Below are 17,100 nucleotides of genomic sequence, written 5' to 3'. Positions count from 1 at the left end.
AGCTGAAAAATTACAATAACTAAGATTTCCTATGCACATTAGATTTCAGAGGCTTGAACGGGAGTTGTGGCTTTATAAATTGAAATATTAAATGAATAAAAAGCGGATAACATCTCATCAAGTAAATTACGGGAAGAGAATAGCCCCTATTAAAACAGTAGAATTGTTTTCAGCAGATGAGTGGGAAGACTTTATTGAGGAGTGGACTGAGTTAAAGAAAAGCTTATATTTCGAAACAGAAAAGTTTGGAGGAGCAGGAGATAAAGGAAGAGATGTTGTAGGATATAAATCTGATAAAAATCTGTCAGATTATAAATGGGATTGTTTCCAATGTAAACATTATGAGACTCCTCTTAGGCCAACCCAAGTATATCAAGAATTTGGTAAGCTTTTGTATTATTGCTATTTGGGCGAATATCCAGTACCGAATAATTATTATTTTGTAGCGCCGAAAGGATGCGGAACCTCTTTATCCAAACTTTTGCAGAATGAGGAACAATTAAAAGAAGCAATAATTAATAACTGGGATCTGTACTGTAAATCAAAAATTACGAAAGAACCCATAGAATTGAAAGATGATTTCCTGCTTTATGTTCAGAATTTTAATTTTAGAATCTTTTCAAAGATTCATACCAAAAATATTATTGAAGATCATAAAGTCCATTCAAATCATCTAACTAGATTCGGTGGTGGACTTCCAGAAAGAGACAAATTATCAGAGGATGATATTCCAGATTCTATACAAACGAACGAAACAGTTTATGTAAAGCAACTTTTTAAAGCTTACGGATCTCAAAATGGTGAGAAGTATGAGAACAAAGAGCAACTTGACGAAGTTCCGCATTACTCTGATCATTTTGACAGAGCTAGAATTAGTTTTCATCATGCGGAACAGTTAAGAAATTTCTCGAGAGATAGTTTGCCAGTTGAAACGTTTGAAGATTTCCAAAATGAGATTTTTGATGGTATTGTAGATATAGTCGATGAAGATCATTCGGATGGGTTTGTAAGAGTAAAAGAGGTTGAGAAGGAAGCTCGTAAAATCGTTATAGCATCTAATCCCCTCAAAGATGTTAGTATTATTAACGACAGAAGCGGTATATGTCACCAACTTGCAAATGATAAAAGGATAACATGGACTTAATGGAGAATAATATAAAAGCTGTTCCTTTCAATAATAATGTAGAAACAGGTTTGAGAATATTATGTATTCTCAATGAGTCATACCCTCGTTCAATAGACCTTCAGAAACTTGTGTACTTGGACTACATGACCGTTCACTCCGCTGATATTGATAAATCCGTAGAAAGCCTTCACGCAGCAGTACCTTATAGAAATGGTGAACTATTGGTAAGAAGTTCAATAATTCAAAAAGGTATTAATCTTTTTATTTCGAAAGGTCTAATAGATAGAGTATTCAACGAAACAGGTATAGAATATCTTGCATCCGAATACTCGACCCCCTATCTCGAAATGCTAGAGGAGGAATATTTATTGAACTTGATTAATAGAGCTAATTGGGTTGCAGCAAATTTCTCAGATTTACCAAAGAAGTTGTTGAAAGAGATCCTTTCTTCTAAAATGCAAGATGTGAGAAATGAATATAATATTGAATTACTACATTAATGAATACGGGATATATTTTTAATAAACTTAGGCTGACTGGAAATGCGGTCGTACCTGCTGAAATTATCTTTCAACTAGGTGCTAATATAATAACTGGACCTTCAAATACGGGGAAAACCTTCATTTTTCAATGTTTGAATTATATGTTGGGGAGTTCAAAAACTCCAAAAAGGATTAATGAGGTAAAAAATTATTCTTCAATATTTCTTCAAATAACAACTAAAGACAGTAAAGTTTTAACTCTTGAAAGTGACTTAAAAGGCGGGGATTTTCATTTATATGAAAGTTCGATAGATGATATCACATTTGACCAAGAATACGAAATACTTGCTAGAAAACATAACCCCAAGAGCGAGCAAACCATATCAGCTTTTTTACTAAAATTAAATAACTCTTACCCAAAAAAGATTAGGACCGACCAGAAGGGGAAAACTAGACAACTTTCTTATCGTGATGTTGCAGGTTTTCTTATGATTCACGAAGAACGAATAATAACTGAAAATTCTATAATTCAGACCCATTACACTAAAGCTACTCCTGAAAAAAACACCTTAAAATATTTTGTTACTGGAGAAGATGATAGTGATATAATTGCTGCATTAAGTAAAACGGAAGTTACTAACAAAAAAGGAAGATTAGAATTATTAAAGGAATTGATTGTAGATGAAAGTGAGGAACTAAAAAATATGCAAGTTGAATGGGATAGAGAACCTATAGATTCATTATCCACTAGGATAGAAGAGCTCAATTCATCATATAAAGTTCTTGATGAAAAGTACAATGATTTAACTAAGAAGAGACATGAGACCCAAGTAATAATTGAAGAGACTTTGGTGAAAAAACGAGTAATTGAAGAACTATACCAGAGGTCAAATATTTTGAATAATCATTATAATACCGATATAAGTAGACTAAAGTCTACAATCGAAGCGAGTGTTTTACTTCAGGACGATGCTCAGGGGGATTCGGTTTGCCCTTTGTGTAAGAACAAATTGCCGCATAACTGTTCTGATACTGATATAACAGGTGTAATTAATGCATGTAATGCTGAGATAGGTAAAATAGAAGGGCTTCTCATTGAATTGGTTGAATCAGAGAAAAGCATGTTCCTACAATTAAAAGATTTCGACGAGAACTTGGCGAATTTTGAAATTCAAAAACAAAATTTGGAGTATGAACTAGAGAATAAATTAAAATTGGACATCGATAATATATCGCAAACCATAGAATCGCTTATTGACAAAAAAAGTTTCTTGTTGGGAATTGAGTTTAAGCAAAAGCGTTTGGAAAAATATAGTATACAAAAGGATTCTTTAGAAGAATTAGTCTCGAAATCCAATAAAAATAACGGATATGAGTCATTATCAACTGCTAATATGACACCGCTATCTAATTATATTGAATTAGTACTAAAAGGGTGTAACTATCCTGACTTAACTGCCGTTAGTTATAGTGAGGAAGGAAATGATTTTGTGATATCTGGGGAAGACCGTTCGCTTTTTGGGAAAGGTTACAGAGCAATTATCTATTCTGCATTTATAGTTGCTATTCAAGAATTAGTTAGTGCTAAGGACTATTCAATCGGAATTCCAATACTAGATTCGCCTCTAGTAACATTTAAAAAACCCGATCTCTCTGAAGAGGATTTGTTACCTATTGATTTGGCCATGGACTTTTATAGATACGTATCCGATAATAGTAATATTGACCAAATTATTATCATTGAAAATGTGGAGCCGCCTTCTGATATCTTAAATAAGATAAATCATATAACTTTTACTCAATCAACGAAGGAGGGCAGATACGGGTTTATACCAATGAATAATATGGAACACTTTGAATAAATGATGACGTTTGTACCGGACAAAATGATTAAAGATTATAACGAAGAAGTCTACTCTATTCTAAACAAGGTTTTAGATATAAAATTCAAAAGGGAGTTGAAGCATAGTGGAATAGTCCTAGAAGCAATCTTTGAAATGGATAATCTAGTAACAAATAAAAACTCATATCTTTTAGTTTTAAGTGATACGTCGATAAGTTTTTCAAATTCGGATGAATTTATTCAAAAATTTATTAATTATTTAAATAGTAATCTAAAAAAAATCAATCAAGACTTTAAAGAATTAAGAAGAATGGAAGAGGAGGACGCAATTGTTGATGAGACACGGATTTTTTTGGAGGACGAAAGAATAGGGCTGCAAGGACAAAAACATTTAGCACTTTTAAAAAAGTTCAGGGGGGTAAGAAAAGTTTTACCAGATGTGAACAACTAATTGAGCTGCTATTTATCAAATCTTTAAAGGTTCGAAAAAGACAATTACTCATGAACTATATTTCAAAATTAACAGAGGACCAAACCATTGAGATACTAATTGAACATCTCAAGAAGGAAGGCTGGCTTATTGAGGGATTCTGTTTAGGCCAAAAAAGAGGAATTGATGTTGTTGCTGTCAAAGATGAGCGCAGACTCTATGTTGAGGCTAAAGGTGCGAAAGCGTCAGATAATTCACCGACTAAAAAAAACGAATACTTTAATTCTACCCAGATTAAGACACATTTTGGAGTAGCAATAATAAAGTCAATTAAGACTCAAAACCAATTTCCAAACGATTTGATTGCTATTGCGCAACCAGATGATTTGTACCTTAAAAAAGTTCTTGACGGCGTAGTTCCAAGTTTAAAAAAACTTAATATTATACATTATTGGGTGAATCCAGATCGAACGGTTTTGGAAAGTTATTAATTATATAGAACACTTCATATGGCCATATCAATAGATTCGTTGCAAACTTTACAGGGGTATCTTTTAGGTGTTTTAGAAAGAGCCGACCATCATGCTGGAAATGTAGAAGGAATAGCACTTACTCTTGCAGGTGCTATCATTTGGAAATCTTCCAAAGAAATTGAGGTAAGAGAGTACAAAGGAGAGACAGCTAATATGATTTGGTTCTGGGTTGGACCAAATCGCTATGCAATGCTTTACAATCATACCACAAAAAAAATAGACCTTCGGGAAAGAACATACAAGGGTAAATTGCTAAATTCTTTTGATAATTCAACCACGTATTCTGACTTAATAAAAGTCTTCAAAAATTTATAAATGTTTGAAAATATTTACTCCAATTCAAATTGGAAAACGATTGATATTAATTACCCCTCGATAGATTTAATATTAAAGAAAATACCAACAAGTCCTGGGATCTATACTATTTCAACAAATACAGCCACAGAAATCTTGAGTAGTTTCGAAGAAAGAGAAGATCCAATGCATTATAATCTTTCCAAAAAAGTTAAGGCATCTAGTTATCTCCCAGCTCGGTTCAGAATAATGCAGCACGATGATTTTCCTTATGTCATATATAGTGGACACAGTTATAGATTAAGGCAAAGAGCAAGAGAACATTTTAAAGGTTCAAAAGGCACAGGTTGTTTAGCTGTTTTTAATCTTGAAAATCTGAGAGGCTATGATTGGTCCTTCCGATATCTAGAGACATCTTTTATGTTGGAGGATTACAAAGAGGATAGTATTCTTTTTAGGACAGTACTTGAACAAAGGCTAAGGGTAGAAATGGGCTGGCCATTATTGTGCAGTCAATGATAAAGAATGAAATGTTATTTTATTGTAGGAATAAATGAAAAAATAATTCAATCATGATCCATATAATAGTTGTTTATAATACATAAAACGCAGCTATGAATATTGATATGACGGGTTTTTGATGCCGTTTTTATGTAAAAAACCTAGAGAACATATAGGATATCGTTAATTTTTTTTTGCTGAATTTAACTCTGAAGAGTTATTTATATATAGTGTGATATGACATTGATGGAGAATATATTAAATAAAAAAGGTCCTTTGATGTCAAATGAGTTGTCAAGGTTATTAGAAAAATCTGAAGGAATAAATTATAATACTGCCAGTCAAAGAGTTGCTAGGAATAAAAAAATTCAAAAAATTAAAGGGTACTTTATAAGCAATTTATCGCTTTGCTATTTAGAAAAACATGTAAAAGATGGACTACTATTTGATTCACTAAATAAAGCAATGTTTGAAAATGGAAAAAAATATTGGTATACCCTAAATGCTTTAGAGCTTCATGGAGGAATTATCAATCAGGTTTTTTTAGAATGTTATACTAACTATCCCATTAGGGCTTTAAAAGGACATTTGCCATTCGAAAAAATAATACAAAAATTTATAAAATCGAACATCTTAAATTTTAATAAACAGTATTATATTATTTCTCCAAAATTAAAAAAGACCAATATAAATTCATTAGCCTCTAAAACGATTGAGGTAATAAAAGGAAACATTATTTCTGACTTTGGTTCTTTGACCAAAAACATTGGATTAATTTCTTACAATACAGCTGAACCATTTGGAGAATACGGAAAATTGAGATGGGCCTTCAAAGGTGTATCAAATATCACAGGATTAATGCAGGGAAATAAACCTATTTTTTATTTTAGCTGATATTATTATAGGAACTCCAATTTATGAAAAGGATGTTTTGTTCTTTATTGAAAAAATAAAACATGTTCAAAGTTTTAATAACGCTTCAAAAATTATTCCTTTTTTAATAGTTGATGATTTAAGTAAGGAAGCTTTATCCGCTTTAAAATATCATGGTATTGCTATTGGCTTTATTAAAGAACTATTTGGTCAAAAATACGCTGAAACACTTAAAGAATTAATTAGCGTTTTAAATAATGCTGGAGCTAGTTTAAAATCTTCCCCTGAAAAGTATCTAGATTTAATTAAAGAACTTAAAAAATACAATGAAGGTTTAGCTAATAACATTAGAGGAGCACTATTCGAGTTTGTTGTTGGCCATATTCATTCTTTACATAGTAATAATAGTATTGATTTGGGTCGTGAGATTATTGAAAATAATTCTCGTCACGAAATTGATGTTTTAGCTAATTACAATGATAAAATTGTGATAGCTGAATGTAAAGCAAAACGCTCAAAAACAGATTTAAAGACTATAGACAAATGGCTTGGGAAAAAAATCCCTGCATTTAAAACTTGGGTAGGAAAACAAGAAACTTGGAAAAAGAAAAAAATTGAATTTGAATTTTGGTCAACTGGTGGATTTACCGATGAGGCCATGGAGAAACTAGATTATATATCTTCATCAGCTTCTAAATACAAGGTGTCATATTTCAAACCGGACGATATTAGAAACAAGGCTTTAACTATGGGAAATAAAAAGTTGAAAGAAGCATTAGATGATTTCTTTCTAATTACAAAAGTGTAGTGCTGAAATAAACATATTAGGCAGATGACTGATGAAGAATACTTAAGTCGAATATCAACAATCGAAATATATTGTGAAATCCTTTTAGGAGTTCTAAGATATGTTCAAGTTAAGAACTATAGCAGCGAACAGGAGTACAAAGAAAATTTAAATCGCAGCCTTAAATTTTCAAGTACTGATGACCATTTACGTTTAAGAGCCTGTATAGATTTGACAGAAGATAGCCAGTATGCAATATCTGAGTTTTACAAAAATGGACTTATAACAAATTTAGAGGGACAAGGTGAAATGTACCTTAGGTTATATGGAGTTCTAAATGCTGTTTATCTCCAAATGCAAGCTATAATTGAATTAATTGAACTTTTTAAAGTCCCTAACAAGAAAAAAATAATTGGGGATTTAAAAGGTTTGAAAATAATTGATGTCAGAAATAAGATTGGAGCACATACGCCAAATTACATGTCCAAATCAATAGAATCTCCAAGAAAAACAGAATCATTTAGATTAACACAGACCTCTATAACTAAATGGGGAAATGAATTGGTAATTGTTTCTAGTTTTGACAAAATAGAAGAATTTAAACTAGTTGTTTTAATGAAAGAGTTCACAGAAAAAATAGAAAAATATTTAGACATTATTTCTGAAAAAGCTTTGAAATCACTTTTCCCAAATAAAACAGAGCAACGTGATTGGATGATGTATAGACTAAACTACGCTCGAAAGAAAAAAACTGAGTAGGATAGAGCTCCTGATAAAAGCCCAAGATTATGGGGATTTTATAAGTTCAAAGCATAACTCTTTACAAATTGCACCTTTCGTAAAGAGTTGTACGGGAAGATTTTTAGTATCGTTCCTATAAAAGCTTAATACAAACAGGTATATTCCATTTATTTACATTCAATAGTTGGTATCCCCTTCAGCTTTTCCTCAGCATCGGTAACAAAAGATTCCGTTAATTGGCCCTCGTGTTTCATAACGCGATGCTCGATACTAGTACCACCTTTGAAGACTTCTAGGCGGCACATAAAGTTATCGCCGTCGAACCTATCATAACATTCAACTTTTATAAGATCAAAACCATGTTTTTTAAACCTAAATTTTAAAAGTTTATCGAGTAGTTTTTCTTGTCTGTACATTTTCATTTCGCAGCCTCTTTTCTTAACCTTTCCCATTCTAAGCGTGGTACGCCCCAATATCCTAGAACATCCATTAATTCATAAACAGTTCCGCTGGGATACCTATAAAAAAGCGTTACATTCTTATCTTCCCACTCCACATTAAAACCATCCAATCCTATAGGTTTCATTTCCGATAGTCCGGCATCCTCTAAGGCCGCTTCATACCTTTCCTTACCTATCTCTTTAAGTAAGTGGCGAATAGCCTTGGTATCAGCGTTTTTAAATATTTATTTGGACATATTCCAAAATTATGGAATATATCCTAAACTATGCAAATTAACTTTTCAACAATTTTTTTTAAATTGTCATCATTGATCGTAATCAGTACCTAACGCAGAACTATTAGTATGTGCTACTCAGCGGCAATGGCCGAAAAAAGCTAAAAAACTGGAAGAGCATTATGGAGCGGTTGCCAAACTGCCAAAATACCTACTAGAAGAAGATTTGACCAGACATCATATCAACGGCTTTGCAAAACAAATTGTAAACAGAGGAACAAAACAGTCCTTGCATCCGTTGATGTGGATTCTACCGCAAGAAAACCCAAATTTTCTCACTCCGTTAATGTGGGGATTCGTTCCTTCTTGGAAATCGGGCTTGGAAATAGAGGATTTTTACAAGGAAACGATAGGGTACGGGTCAGGGCTAAACGCCACCATCGAAAAATTGTTCGTATCGGACCATTTTATGGAAAGTGCAGAACACAGAAGATGTGTCGTTCCAGTAACAGGGTTCTTTGAACCTTACAGGGTTTTGAATGTGAAGAAGCCTTTTTCGATACCTTTTCATTTTGAGCGAAGAGACAAAGAAATAGTAAATCTAGCGGGCATTTACAACTTTACCAATGACGGCCAAGCAACATTTGCCGTATTGACAAAACCAGCTACACCGCTTTTTGAGAAGATACACCATACCAAAAAGAGAAGGCCTGTTATATTACATGATGAACAAGTAAAGTACTGGTTGGACGGTTCCGCTGAAAGAAAAAATCTAGAAAATATTCTTCAGAACGATATGCCCGACGAGCTTATTTATGCCCAACCCATCAGTAGGGATTTGTATTCGACCAAAGTTGATACGAACATAGCTGATATTACCACACCGGTTCATTACCCTGAAATTAGTGTAGATTATGAAGGTAAACCACAGCAAGGTCTATTTGGATAACCTTCAATTAATGAAATGTTCCATCGCATATAACACGCTCTCAAGAGCAGAGCCGTATATCTCGATGATATGTGCGGCAAAAGCTAAGGGGTAAGAAGACCGTTTTTTGAGAATAGCAGCCGACCAAAGTTAATGTGGCGTGTTATTTCCTTTTTAAGACCTCCCAAAGCACTTTAGCAAATGCTTTTATAATAGCTTTCAAGACCTGGGTCAAGCTTTTCAGAATTTCAATCATCATATAAAAACGTTGTTAGGGTTTCTATAATCAATACCGCCTTACCTGAAATACTAGTTTCTTTTCCAGTATATTCCGCCTCTTCCCAATTAGACAAAAAGCCCAATTCCAGCAGTACGCTCGGTAGTTTGGGCGTTTCTCGTAGCACTTGGAAATTACCATGCTTAACACCTCTAGTTCTAAATCCTAGTTTTTCATTTAGTCCCTGCGAAAAAAGCCTTGCTAAGGTTTCTGATTTTTTATCATATCCATCAAAGTATACTTCAACTCCTTGAGCCGTTTTTCTAACGGCCTGATTGCAATGGATGGAAACAAAGGCATCCGGTTTTAGTGATCTGGCCAGTTTGGTTCGGTCTCCTAAAGAAATAAGCGTGTCTGAATATCTTGTACTGTATAGCTCCAAAGTGTCATTATAAAGTTCGCGGTTCAAACGAATTACTTCCATGGTAATTTTGAATACTACATCCTTTTCTTGTAAACCATTGACGGCTGTGGCACCTGAATCGATACCTCCATGGCCGGGATCAATGACTACAGTTTTTCGGTTCGTTCGTTCTTGACCGTTGGTTACGTAAACTGACCCTAACAACATCCCCACTATGAGATAAAACTTACTTGACTTCATTCGTTAAAATTTAAGTGCGTGTTGCACAATTATCATCGATTTGTGCATATCGTTTAAAATCCGTCAAATTTTAACGTTCCCGACTGTTAATTTTTAGTCGATTCTCTGCATCTCCTTCCATCCTTTAGAAATTTCACAAAGAATTATTCATCAACCGCCCTCATCAGGCACAAAACGAACAGTTATGAAAAAACTAAGTAAAACGCTTTTGCTGTTGCTCTTGTCAACCGCACCAACCTATGCACAAATTGGAGGTATTGAAGATTCTGTAGCTGACATCTCGGATACGATACGGACTATTTTTCCAATAATCCTCGGAGTTATCTTTTTGGTGGGGTTCCTATTTAATGTGCAGGACATTTCTTTGGCGAGAATGCGGACCTTAAAAAGGGGATTACACGGGTATTGGTCTTTGTACTTATAGCCGGTGCCGTAGTTGGCATCTTTACCTACTTGATAACCCTAGTCGTGTAATGAAGGGCTATCGCATTTATCGAAACATTCGTAAGCGGGCTTTGATATTCGGGCTTCCGGTAGCATTGTTCGCTTTACAGATGTTGGGGGTCATCGGCTCGCTTTTGGTCGTCATCTTCTCCTTTAGTCTTGTATTGGTGTTATGCGCAGCTATCACGAACGGAATACTCTATGTGGTGCTCTTAAAGCTAACGAACCAACCCCATTTACTGTATATCGGCAAGGTATTTCCGAAGTCCATTTCAAACAAAAAAACCAGTTTACTGAACTATGAGGATTAATTTGACACAACACTATCCGATAGCGGATATACAGGATAATCTGGTCTATGCCAATAATGGCAACATAGTATTGTGCTATAAGGCCGATTTGCCGGAAGTCTATTCCCTCTCGGAAAAAGATTTTGAGGATTTACACGGTAGTTGGTTTCAAGCCTTAAAGTCACTCCCTGCGGGAACGGTCATTCACAAACAGGATATTTTCCAGAAGCTTCAATATTCAGCAGATCAATTGCCGAACAGTACTTTTTTGGAGAAGGCGACACACGCACATTTTAAGGGTAGAGATTATATATCTCATGAGTCTTATCTATTTTTTATCTGGCCAAAGAACAAAGGACTCAACAAATCGAAGTACGTAAACCCGTTCAAAGGTATTCCAAAAACGCTTCCCGATAAAATGAGCGATGCCGTAGCTAGTTTTACTGCATCGGTTCGCGATTCTGTGGGTTTTCTCAATAATAGTTATAAGCTAGATTTCACACCGCTTGTAGAAAAGGAAATCCTTGCCCTGACCGATGATTTTTTCAACGGATTCAATCAAGGTTTCGATACCGATTTTGTTCTGAACAAAGACCATGCGCAGATCGGAGATCACTTCTTCGATGTATTAGCGGTAAATAATGAACTCTGCTTTGGGGACGGCGTTGGCAGTAGTAAGACCAATGATGCCTTTACCTCCGATGATTTTATCTTCCACCAAGGCTTTATCGATGGGTTAGGACTCAACTTCAACGAAAACCATATTGTCAACCAGCTTATCTATTTGGACGATAAGCACAAATGGCGAAAGCTGTTGGAAAAGCGCATCGAAGAATTGAGCAAAAGTTCCAGTTTCGGAACACAGAACAAGGTCGTTCATGAAAAAATTAACGTCATCCTAGATCAAATCAATCAAGATGACAATGCTAAGGATTATTCGCGGTCACTTGAATGTGGTTTTCTGGAATTCCCGAAAAGAAGCCCTCTCAAGAATCGCCTCAAAAATAAAGACCGAGTTCAAGGAACTTGATATTGTGCCCTACTATCCGAAAGGTGAAGAGCGTAAAAACTATTTGCTCAATAGCTACTGTTGCTTCTCCTCCAATTTCGCGGACGAAGATTTATATGTTACTGATTTAAAACATGCGTTATGTCTGCTCATCAACAACACCAATTACAAATCGGATGTTACCGGTATCATCTTCAATGATAGACAACACAACATCCCAGTTCTGAAGGATGTTTGGGACGAAAAAAAGAAACGTATCAAGGCTCGGAACTTTGCCATTTTCGCTCCCACGGGAGAGGGCAAATCGTTTCTTGCCAATAATATCCTTCGGCAGTACTTCGAGAGCGGGGTACGGTTGGTCATTATCGATCTTGGAGGCAGCTATACAAAGTTTGCCAAACTATACCCTGATCAATACATTACGCTGAGGTATGAGCAAGGGAAGAATTTGGGTATTAATCCCTTTTACGTCAACAGTCTACATGACCTAAGCCCGGAGCGGTTGGAAGATTTTACGGTCTTTCTTTTAGAGCTCTTCGCCTCGGGTCTTAAGGTCGCCAAAGCACAGGAAGTCGCTTTGAAGAAAATCCTTCAATACTACTATAAGAGCAATGCCGATAAAACCCACTCCTTGGATGCTTTCTACAATTTTGTCAGGGACAAAAAGGAAACTTTACTGGAGGATCTTTCCATTGATAAAGCGTATTTCAACACCACTAATTTTCTGCACATTATGTCCGAGTATGTAGGGGACGGACTATACAGTTTTCTCTTTGAGGTTAGCGAAGATCAATCCTATAAAATTGAGGACAAACGCTTGATCGTTTTTGAATTGGATGAAGTAAAGGATAACAAGGAAGTGTTGTCCGTAATGCTCAAGCTCATCAAGTCGGCTATACAACGTACCATTTGGCGCAATCGAGCGGAAAAGGGAATCATCTTGTTCGATGAGTTCGCCAAACAGCTTAAATTCGATAATGTGCTGGAAAGCGTCGAATTCTATTATCAAGCTATTCGGAAACAGAACGGCGCAATCGGCATTATACTTCAGTCTATCAATCAACTGCCTAGCAATTCTACTTCTGCCAGTATTCTCGAAAATACCCAAGTCATCTATAGCCTTCGAAACGAGAAGGGCTATGACGAACTGGTAAAGCGTTTAAGCCTTTCGAGCCATGATTTGAATCAATTGAAGTCTATCAAGAACGATTTAAAGGGCGAACGGAAATATACCGAAATCTTCATCAAGATAGGGAAGGAGAGCAACATCTTCCGCTTGGAAGTGCCGCCCGAAGTTTACGCGGCCTACCTTACGGACGGCTCAGAGAATGAGGCCATAATGGCCATTTATAAAAAAACCCAAAATATGGAATCTGCTATTATCGAATTCGTAAAACAGAAATTCCAAAAATCATATGCAATCACTTAAAAATAGAACATCATGAAAATTACAATCAAAACAATTATCGTATCAGCTTTCCTACTCATTATGGGTACGGGACAAATGAAGGCGCAAGGGATGCCCGTTTATGACAACGTAAGTTTTATTTCCCTCGTGAAGCAACTATTTGAGTCCGCTAAGCAGACCTCGGAAATGATCAAGACTGTCAAGTTTTTAAAACAGGCAAAGGAAACAATAGAAAAGGTGAATAACGCTGTCAAACAATACGAAGCGTTAAAGGAAATCAACGCAAACAACGAAGCCTTGGTCAATATGGTAAGAAATGATCTGAGGAGTATTTTGAATTCCCCGTACATTCATCCGGACGAAATAGACGCGGTCTCCAATGCTTTTAATTCCATCATTGATGGTTCACTTCGGAACTTGGAGTTTATGAACCAAGTGCTTTCCAACGATTTTTTAAAGCTGAACGATGCAGAACGTCTAGCTATTCTGGAAGAGCATCGCGACGAGTCTAAAAAGATGGTTGCTGATATTACGCTAAAGAACAAGAGGTACAAGATTATTATTTCCTTCAGGGAAATGCAGGACAAAGTCAATAATAGGGAAACCAACTACTAATAACGATCTAAATGTTTTTATCAATTGGATTGGAATATGTAGATGCCGTCTTTCAGACCATCAAGGATAGTGACTTTGCCAGCTATACCATTGGTGGTATGAAGGTGCTTGCGGTATTGTTCTTCCTCATCAATATTCTAAAAAAATACTACGAAGGAGGGGCTACCCGCCAAGGACTGACTTGGGGATTGACCCCTACCGACCTGATCAAAAACTTTGCGGTTGTACTGGTAGTCATTTTTTCAACCGAAGTGCTAGCAGCCTTTGATGCTATTTTGGTAGCTGTAGAGGGTCAGTACAGGGGCACCGCGCCAATTCTGTTGCCTATGGAAATGCAGGATATCGTAGTCGAGGAAGATTTGGGTCTTTTGGATGCCACTACAAAAGCTATGGGACTATTGTACGAATACCTGACAACACCATTCTTGGGAATACGAACCTTGGCCTATATGTTGGGAATGTTCCTATGGGTACTAGATCTTTTTATTTATCCCTTGTTCTTGGCCGAGCGTTATTTTTTGCTTGGTATCATGCAAGCCTTTTTCCCTTTGGTCATTAGTATGGCGGTCTTTGAAAAATTCCGTGAAATGGGGTATCGTTTCTTCAAGTTGTATGCTGCCGTTTACATGATCGTACCTGCTTTTTTCTTGGTCAATGTATTTGTAAATGGACTCTATCAAGAAATTACCGATAATTTTTGGCCTAATCTTTTCGGAACCGATTTTGGCAGCGAACTGTTTGCTCCACTTATCGAATTGGCCGGGGTCGGTTTCATACTGTTGCTGAAATTCAAACTTTACAAACGAGCAACCAGTTTTACGTTTCGATTGTTCGTATCCTAAAAAAATTATAAATGAAAACTATCAAGACACCTTACAGGAATATTTATGCAGTACTTAAAACTAATCGATTTATCGTTTTAGCGGTAGTTACTGCCAGTTTATTGACCAGTAGTATATCAATGCTAATGGTCTACCGCTTTAATACAAAGATGTTGAATAGTGCTTTTGCCGTTAATACGGATGGTTCTGTAATTCCGCTAAAGTTGGTGTCCCAAAATGAAAATATCGAGGTTGAGGCCCTTTCCCATTTGGAGCTGTTCCATAATTATTTCTACGGAATAGATGAATCGAATTACATCAAGAACTTGGAGAAAGCCCTTTGGCTGGGCGATAGCACGGTAGACAACGTATACCGTCAAAAAAAGGCCGATGGGGTTTATAATCGCTTAATGCAATACTCATTGGTTGAGCAAATTATCAGCATCAATACAGAGTTGACACTTTCCAACAAGACCATAGCCTTTAGAACCGAAACGCTATTTGAAATCAATAGAGGCTCCGTAACCGACCGTTACCAATTGATTACGACAGGGAATTTGATTCGGGTAGACCGAAATTTCCCGAACAATACCCACGGCCTTTTGATAACTAACTTTTTTGAAAACTCCCTAAAGAAAATGAACAATGAAAATTGATAAGAAGAAGATCGTCTTTATAGGTATCGTAGTGGCCGTATTTGGGTTCTTAGTTTTTTACACCGTTCAAGTTACAGGTGAAAAGGACGCATTGGAAACCGAACTTACCCAACCTGAGGTGCCAGAACTTCAGGAAGAACAGAAAGAATATTCCTCTAAACTAGATGCCATCAATGACCTCAAGGAAGTTCGCGAATCAAATGCACCGAGTATTTACGATGAATCAATGCTAGATTCTACAGGAACATTCGACCCATTGTACGAAGAAAAAGAGCGGCAACGAATTGTTGATAGTATTTATAGGGAAGGTAGAATAAACTATGATGCAGGTACGGTTCGCAATTCGCCAAGCGATTATGCCAAAGGCAGCGATTCCCGGAACAGTTCAATCAAAGAAAATGAGGATTTGGCCATACCAAATTTTTCTGAAGCCCACAGCGCTTTTTTTAGCATTGAACAAAAAGTCGAAACTAAGCCAATTGATACAGTAACTTCAAATACAGATGCCTTTATCTTAGTTGAGGTCAATGGAGAGCAAACGGTGCGGAATGAAGAGCGGTTAGAGCTTAGGATGGCCGTTGAAGCGATGATAAACGACCAGTTGATTCCTCGAAATTCATTGGTGTATGGCTTTGTAAGTTTTAAGGCCAATCGGGTTTTCATACGAATTACCAATATCGATAATAAGCCGGTTTCCCTAAAAGCTTATGATCTTCTGGATGGTAATGAGGGTATCTACATCAAAAACAGTATTCAAGCCGAGGCTAGGGGAGAAGTGCTGGATGATATCGTACAAGATATCAACATTCCTGGTGTTCCACAGATAGGTGGAATAAAACAGGTTTTTCGCCGCAACAACCGAAATGTTAGGGCGACTATTTACAATCAATATCAACTTATTTTAAAACCAAGTTTATGAGATATCTTCTATTTTTATTGTCTTTGGTAATGACCTTTGCTGTCAAAGCCCAAAAAATAAAGACAATTTACGCGAACGAGAATCAGGTTGTTGCTTTGTTCTTTCCAAATACTATTAGACAAGCGGTTGTAGGTTCTGAAAGTTTTACGTTTAGTCATAATAAAGATAATCCTCAGCACGTAGGTTTTTACAAGGCCTGTCCGGTAAAAAAAGTAATCTATTGGTCGTCACTTCCAACGGTAGTATTTACTCGTACGCGTTAGCCTATCGAAAGGCGTTGGATACAGTAAATTATTTCGTGAATACGGATGAGAGCATCGGTATGGAAAAGCCTTTGAGACCTTTTCCATTTGTGAATATTGGAACGAAAACTATAGAGAAGAAAGTACTGTCGAAAATTACAATCGATACACTTAAAAACCGTGAGGAATATTTTAGCAGATTCAGTTCATACCATATGAAACGAAATCAAAACAGTCTGAAACGAAAACGGAAAAATGGCCTCGTATTGCGCCTCAAAGATTTTATTTATGACCGAACCGAGGTTTATGCTTTAATCGAAATTAAGAACAAATCTGGAATTGATTTTGAACTGGATTACCTGAAACTTTTTAAAGTAAATGGAAACAAGCGGAGAAAATCATCTTTTCAAAAGAAAGAGATAAGGCCAATTTATAAACATAATCTTCCAGAAATAATTAGAGTTGGGGGGAGCCAAAGTTTCATATTAACGGTCCCTAAATTTACCCTTGGGGATAAGGAAAAACTTCTGTTGGAACTCAAAGAGTATCACGGTAATAGATTACTACAACTGGTCCACGACTGACAGCCTCTAAAACGAAT

20 protein-coding genes and 2 pseudogenes are annotated in these 17,100 nt (G+C 36.1%); 19 read left to right on the top strand and 3 right to left on the bottom strand.

Going from position 1 to position 17,100, the window contains the following annotated elements:
- Positions 1–163 precede the first annotated feature (163 nt).
- The 10 genes from Q5W13_RS01940 (at position 164) to Q5W13_RS01895 (ending at position 7,628) form a co-directional block, all read left to right on the top strand.
- Complete coding sequence (locus Q5W13_RS01940) at positions 164–1,144, top strand: ABC-three component system protein (protein ID WP_304445209.1); 981 nt, start codon at positions 164–166, stop codon at positions 1,142–1,144.
- Positions 1,144–1,626, top strand: a complete 483-nt coding sequence (locus tag Q5W13_RS01935) for an ABC-three component system middle component 2 (RefSeq protein WP_304445208.1) — start codon at positions 1,144–1,146, stop codon at positions 1,624–1,626. Before Q5W13_RS01940 ends, Q5W13_RS01935 begins: the two co-directional genes overlap by 1 nt.
- The gene (locus Q5W13_RS01930) at positions 1,626–3,470 is read left to right on the top strand and encodes a coiled-coil domain-containing protein (RefSeq protein ID WP_304445207.1); all 1,845 of its coding nucleotides are present in this window, start codon (positions 1,626–1,628) and stop codon (positions 3,468–3,470) included. Before Q5W13_RS01935 ends, Q5W13_RS01930 begins: the two co-directional genes overlap by 1 nt.
- A complete protein-coding gene (locus Q5W13_RS01925; RefSeq protein WP_304445206.1) occupies positions 3,471–3,902 on the top strand; it encodes a hypothetical protein in 432 nt (143 codons plus the stop codon).
- A 50-nt stretch (positions 3,903–3,952) separates the two neighbouring features.
- The gene (locus Q5W13_RS01920; RefSeq protein WP_304445205.1) at positions 3,953–4,372 is read left to right on the top strand and encodes a hypothetical protein; all 420 of its coding nucleotides are present in this window, start codon (positions 3,953–3,955) and stop codon (positions 4,370–4,372) included.
- 18 nt (positions 4,373–4,390) lie between these two features.
- Positions 4,391–4,729 carry a Vch_cass14 family protein gene (locus tag Q5W13_RS01915; protein WP_304445204.1) on the top strand — a complete coding sequence of 113 codons (339 nt, stop codon included), beginning with the start codon at positions 4,391–4,393 and terminating at the stop codon, positions 4,727–4,729.
- Entirely contained in the window at positions 4,730–5,227 is a 498-nt protein-coding gene (locus tag Q5W13_RS01910) for a hypothetical protein (protein WP_304445203.1), read from the top strand. It abuts the gene before it with no gap.
- A gap of 228 nt (positions 5,228–5,455) precedes the next feature.
- Positions 5,456–6,103 carry a hypothetical protein gene (locus Q5W13_RS01905; RefSeq protein WP_304445202.1) on the top strand — a complete coding sequence of 216 codons (648 nt, stop codon included), beginning with the start codon at positions 5,456–5,458 and terminating at the stop codon, positions 6,101–6,103.
- A 37-nt stretch (positions 6,104–6,140) separates the two neighbouring features.
- On the top strand, positions 6,141–6,890 hold the full coding sequence (locus Q5W13_RS01900) for a hypothetical protein (RefSeq protein ID WP_304445201.1): 750 nt from the start codon (positions 6,141–6,143) through the stop codon (positions 6,888–6,890).
- A gap of 24 nt (positions 6,891–6,914) precedes the next feature.
- The gene (locus tag Q5W13_RS01895; RefSeq protein ID WP_304445200.1) at positions 6,915–7,628 is read left to right on the top strand and encodes a hypothetical protein; all 714 of its coding nucleotides are present in this window, start codon (positions 6,915–6,917) and stop codon (positions 7,626–7,628) included.
- A gap of 149 nt (positions 7,629–7,777) precedes the next feature.
- On the opposite strand, the gene Q5W13_RS01890 is transcribed toward Q5W13_RS01895, so the two are convergent.
- Positions 7,778–8,062, bottom strand: coding sequence for a hypothetical protein (locus Q5W13_RS01890; RefSeq protein WP_304445199.1), 285 nt, complete (start codon positions 8,060–8,062; stop codon positions 7,778–7,780).
- Positions 8,029–8,196 carry a hypothetical protein gene (locus Q5W13_RS01885; RefSeq protein ID WP_304445198.1) on the bottom strand — a complete coding sequence of 56 codons (168 nt, stop codon included), beginning with the start codon at positions 8,194–8,196 and terminating at the stop codon, positions 8,029–8,031. The genes Q5W13_RS01890 and Q5W13_RS01885 overlap by 34 nt, the downstream gene beginning before the upstream one ends.
- Before the next feature lie 316 nt (positions 8,197–8,512).
- Between Q5W13_RS01885 and Q5W13_RS01880 the strand changes: the two genes are divergently transcribed.
- Positions 8,513–9,235 (top strand): SOS response-associated peptidase, encoded by a 723-nt coding sequence (locus Q5W13_RS01880; protein ID WP_304445197.1) that lies wholly within the window; start codon positions 8,513–8,515, stop codon positions 9,233–9,235.
- 227 nt (positions 9,236–9,462) lie between these two features.
- Here Q5W13_RS01880 and Q5W13_RS01875 read toward each other — a convergent pair whose 3' ends face one another.
- Positions 9,463–10,095: an N-acetylmuramoyl-L-alanine amidase family protein gene (locus Q5W13_RS01875; protein WP_304445196.1), complete on the bottom strand. Its 633-nt coding sequence runs from the start codon at positions 10,093–10,095 to the stop codon at positions 9,463–9,465.
- Positions 10,096–10,279: 184 nt separating this feature from the next.
- On the opposite strand from Q5W13_RS01875, the pseudogene Q5W13_RS01870 reads away from it, so the two are divergent.
- From Q5W13_RS01870 to Q5W13_RS01830, 8 genes and pseudogenes are all read left to right on the top strand, one after another.
- A pseudogene (locus tag Q5W13_RS01870) lies at positions 10,280–10,569 on the top strand (hypothetical protein).
- Positions 10,570–10,839: 270 nt separating this feature from the next.
- Positions 10,840–13,267, top strand: a pseudogene (locus Q5W13_RS01860) (TraG family conjugative transposon ATPase).
- A 12-nt stretch (positions 13,268–13,279) separates the two neighbouring features.
- Entirely contained in the window at positions 13,280–13,861 is a 582-nt protein-coding gene (locus Q5W13_RS01855) for a conjugal transfer protein (RefSeq protein WP_304445194.1), read from the top strand.
- 11 nt (positions 13,862–13,872) lie between these two features.
- Positions 13,873–14,703 (top strand): hypothetical protein, encoded by an 831-nt coding sequence (locus Q5W13_RS01850; protein ID WP_304445193.1) that lies wholly within the window; start codon positions 13,873–13,875, stop codon positions 14,701–14,703.
- A 20-nt stretch (positions 14,704–14,723) separates the two neighbouring features.
- Entirely contained in the window at positions 14,724–15,338 is a 615-nt protein-coding gene (locus tag Q5W13_RS01845) for a conjugal transfer protein TraK (RefSeq protein ID WP_304446589.1), read from the top strand.
- Positions 15,328–16,257 carry a conjugative transposon protein TraM gene (traM, locus tag Q5W13_RS01840; RefSeq protein WP_304445192.1) on the top strand — a complete coding sequence of 310 codons (930 nt, stop codon included), beginning with the start codon at positions 15,328–15,330 and terminating at the stop codon, positions 16,255–16,257. Before Q5W13_RS01845 ends, traM begins: the two co-directional genes overlap by 11 nt.
- Positions 16,254–16,520, top strand: coding sequence for a hypothetical protein (locus Q5W13_RS01835; RefSeq protein ID WP_304445191.1), 267 nt, complete (start codon positions 16,254–16,256; stop codon positions 16,518–16,520). The genes traM and Q5W13_RS01835 overlap by 4 nt, the downstream gene beginning before the upstream one ends.
- Complete coding sequence (locus tag Q5W13_RS01830; protein WP_304445190.1) at positions 16,478–17,083, top strand: DUF4138 domain-containing protein; 606 nt, start codon at positions 16,478–16,480, stop codon at positions 17,081–17,083. Before Q5W13_RS01835 ends, Q5W13_RS01830 begins: the two co-directional genes overlap by 43 nt.
- The last annotated feature ends 17 nt before the right edge of the window (positions 17,084–17,100 follow it).

This window comes from Zobellia laminariae, from assembly GCF_030553095.1.
Classification (GTDB): Bacteria; Bacteroidota; Bacteroidia; order Flavobacteriales; family Flavobacteriaceae; genus Zobellia; species Zobellia laminariae.
This window is presented reverse-complemented; position numbering and strand designations above follow the sequence as displayed.